At 77.9% G+C, this 3,137-nt stretch carries 2 protein-coding genes; both read right to left on the minus strand.

The window, feature by feature from the left end:
* Positions 1-110 precede the first annotated feature (110 nt).
* Positions 111-2,423, minus strand: a complete 2,313-nt coding sequence (locus tag ABD353_RS39405) for an ATP-binding cassette domain-containing protein (RefSeq protein ID WP_344628539.1) — start codon at positions 2,421-2,423, stop codon at positions 111-113.
* A partial coding sequence (locus ABD353_RS39410) for a biotin/lipoyl-containing protein (RefSeq protein WP_344628540.1) occupies positions 2,420-3,137 on the minus strand: 718 nt, incomplete at its 5' end. The genes ABD353_RS39405 and ABD353_RS39410, both read right to left, overlap by 4 nt.

Below are 3,137 nucleotides of genomic sequence, written 5' to 3' on the forward strand. Positions count from 1 at the left end.
CGCCCCCGCGGTGTGCAGCCCGCCGAGGGCGGCGGCCAGCGCCGCCCGGTTGGCGGCGGCGGTAGCGGCCGGGCCCGCCGTTGCGGGGGCCGCCGGGGTGGTGGCGGTGGTCATGCGGTCTCCTGGGTGCCGGTCGCCCGGTCGGCGAGCGGGGTGCCGGCGCGCGCGGTGTCGGCCAGCAGGGTGCGGTACGGGCCCGGGACGGCGGCGAGTTCGGCCGGGGTGCCCTGCTGGACGATCCGGCCGTCCGCGATCACCACGACCCGGTCGGCGGCCTGCACGGTGCTCAGCCGGTGGGCGAGCACCAGGCAGCTGGTGCCGCGGCGGCGAAGGTGCGCGTTGACGGCGGCCTCGGTGTGCGCGTCGAGCGCCGAGGTGGCCTCGTCCAGGACCAGCAGGGCCGGTTCCAGGGCGAGCGCCCGGGCGAGCTCCAGGCGCTGGCGCTCGCCGCCGGAGAGGTTGCGGGCGTCCTCCTCGATCCGGGCGCCGTCCGGGCCGCCGCGGCGGCGCACCAGCTCGGCGGCCTCGGCGTCGGCGAGCGCCCGGTGCAGGGCGTCCTCGGGCAGGGCCGGGTCCCAGAGCGTGAGGTTCTCCCGGACGGTGCCCTCGAAGAGTCGCAACTGCTGCTCCACGTAGGCGACCTGGGAGGTCACCACGGACCGGTGCCAGTCGTCGCGGGGGCGGCCGTCGAGCAGCACCCGGCCGCTCCAGGGCCGGAGCACCCCGGCGGCGAGCCGGGCCACGGTGGACTTGCCGCTGCCGCTGGTGCCGACCACGGCGACCCACTCCCCCGGGCGGATCCGCAGCGAGATGCCGGAGATCGCCGGCGGGCGGTTGGGGTCGTAGCCGAAGGAGACGTCCTGCAGCTCCAACTCACCGGTCAGCCGGGCGGGTTCGGCGGGAGCGTCGAGGACGGGGACGAGGAAGGGGTCCGGCTCGGTGGTCTCCACGTCCTCCAGCAGCGCGTTCTGCGCCCGGGCGACGGTGAACTCCGATCCGGTGCCGACCAGTTGGCCGACCGGCAGGAGGAAGCCGTTGAGCAGCAGCAGGAAGGCCACCAGGGTGCCCAGGGTGAGCGAGCCGCCGAGCAGCAGCGCGGTACCGGCCACCACCACGGTCGCGGTGGCGGCCGAGTTGAGCGCACCCGGCAGCGACAGCGGCACGATCACCGCGGCCGTGACCTTCTGACCGGTCTCCATCGCCCGGGCCTGCCAGCCCGCCCAGGAGCGGAAGAAGGAGTCCTCGGCGCCCTCGGCCTTGACCGTCTCGATCGCCGACACCCCGGCGAAGGCGACGCCGTCGCGCTTGTACTGCTCGGCGTGCAGCCGGTGCACCAGGCCGCCGCGGCGCCGGTCGGCCACCCGCAGCGCCAGTACGTCCAGCACCGCGACGGCGACCGGCACGGCCACGAGCCGGGGTTCCAGCCAGGCCAGCGCACCCAGGTGGACGGCGGCCCCGGCGGCGGAGGCGGCGGCGCCCGCGGCCCGGTACGAGAGCAGCGCGGCCAGGCCGTCGTTCATCTGCACCCGGGTCACCAGACCGCCGAGCTGCCGCCGGTGGAAGAACGAGCCCGGCAGTCGCAGCATCCGCCAGAGGAAGCCGGACGAGCCGCGGGCCGCCATCGCCTCCAGCACCCGGTTGACCAGGCTCTGCTGCAGCCAGGTGCCGAGCAGCACCGTCACGGCGACGCCGGCCGCCGTCAGGGTCAGCGGCAGCGCCCAGGAGGCGGTGCCGGCCAGGGTCACCGAGGCGAGGTAGGCCCGCAGCAGGAACGCCGCCGCGACCCCCGGCACCGCCAGCAGCACCGCCAGCAGCACGGCGAGCAGCAGCGGGCCCGCGAACGGCCGCATCCGGCCGGCCAGGGCGTGCAGCAGCGGGAAGCGGCGGCCGCCGCGCTCGAAGTCCGGGCCCGGCTCGAAGCCGACCGCGATCCCGGCGAAGGACTCCCAGAACTCCCCGGGTGAGGCCGAGTAGGTGCCCAGCGAGGGGTCGTTGATGTGCACGCGGCCGCGCCGGACGCCCTCGAAAACGGCGAAGTGCGGGCCGGTGACCAGCACCATCGACGGCACCGGCACCTTCTCCAGGCCGAGCAGCCGGCCCTCGGCGCGCACCACCCGGCGGCCGCGGGCGATCAGCCCGTACCGGCCGGCGGCGCGGGCCACCGCGGCGGCGCTCACCCCGTCCCGGCTCACCCCGCAGGACCGGGACGCCTCCTGCAGGGTCACCCGCCGGCCGAAGGCGCCGAGCACCACGGCCAGGCAGGCGGCGCCGCAGTCCTGCTCCTCCATCTGCGGCACGACCGGGGTGCGCAGGTAGCGGCGCGGCCTGCGCACCCGCGGAGCCTTCGCGGGCTCCTCCTGCGCGGCGGCCGGACGGGGCGTGTCGGTGGCCGCGGCCGGACTCTCCCGGACGTCGAGGCTCATCGCGCGACCCCCTTGCCGAGCACGGCCTGGTACGGGTGGCGGGCGCCGAGGTCGAGGTTCACGGTGACCGGCAGCGGGCCGGGCAGCGCGGCCGCCGACTGCTGTACTGCGGGCGGGAGTTCGGCGTACGCCGTCCAGACCGGGGCCGCGCCGGCGGGCAGGCCCGGCAGTGCGACGGGCAGGGTGCCGTCCAGCGTGTCGGCGCGGGCGGGCAGCGGGTCGACGGCGGTGATCACGGCCCGGACGGGTGCCCCACCGGGGACGGGGACGAGCACCGTCCGGCCCGGCCGCAGCTCCGCGGCCCGCGTCGGGTCGGTGGCGAACAGCCGGACGGTCAACGGGAGTCCGAACGGGTCGAGGGTGAGGACGGGAGCGCCGGGGGCCAGCAGCCCGCCGGGGGCGGCCGCCAGCGCGGAGACCGTGCCCGCCCGGTCGGCCCGCAGCTCGGCCTGCCGCCCGTCGGCGCCGCGCAGCACGGCCACGGCCTGCCCGGCCGCCACCCGCTCACCGGGCGACACCAGCAGCCGGACGAGCGTGCCCGCCTGCTCGACCCGGACGGTCGCCGGGGCGGTTCCGTGGGCCACCACCGGGGGCAGGGCCACGGTGTGCGGCAGCGTGCCGAACACCACCCAGGCCGCCCCGGCGCCGACCGCGAGCAGCAGCGCCGCCGCGGCGGCCGACAGCCGCGCGCCGACCAGCCGCACCGGCGGGGCC

Source organism: Kitasatospora arboriphila (assembly GCF_039528095.1).
Classification (GTDB): Bacteria; Actinomycetota; Actinomycetes; order Streptomycetales; family Streptomycetaceae; genus Kitasatospora; species Kitasatospora arboriphila.

Coding starts and splice junctions, on each gene's coding strand:
- ABD353_RS39405 (WP_344628539.1), bottom strand. CDS start 2,423: ATGAGCCTCGACGTCCGGGAGAGTCCGGCCGCGGCCACCGACACGCCC.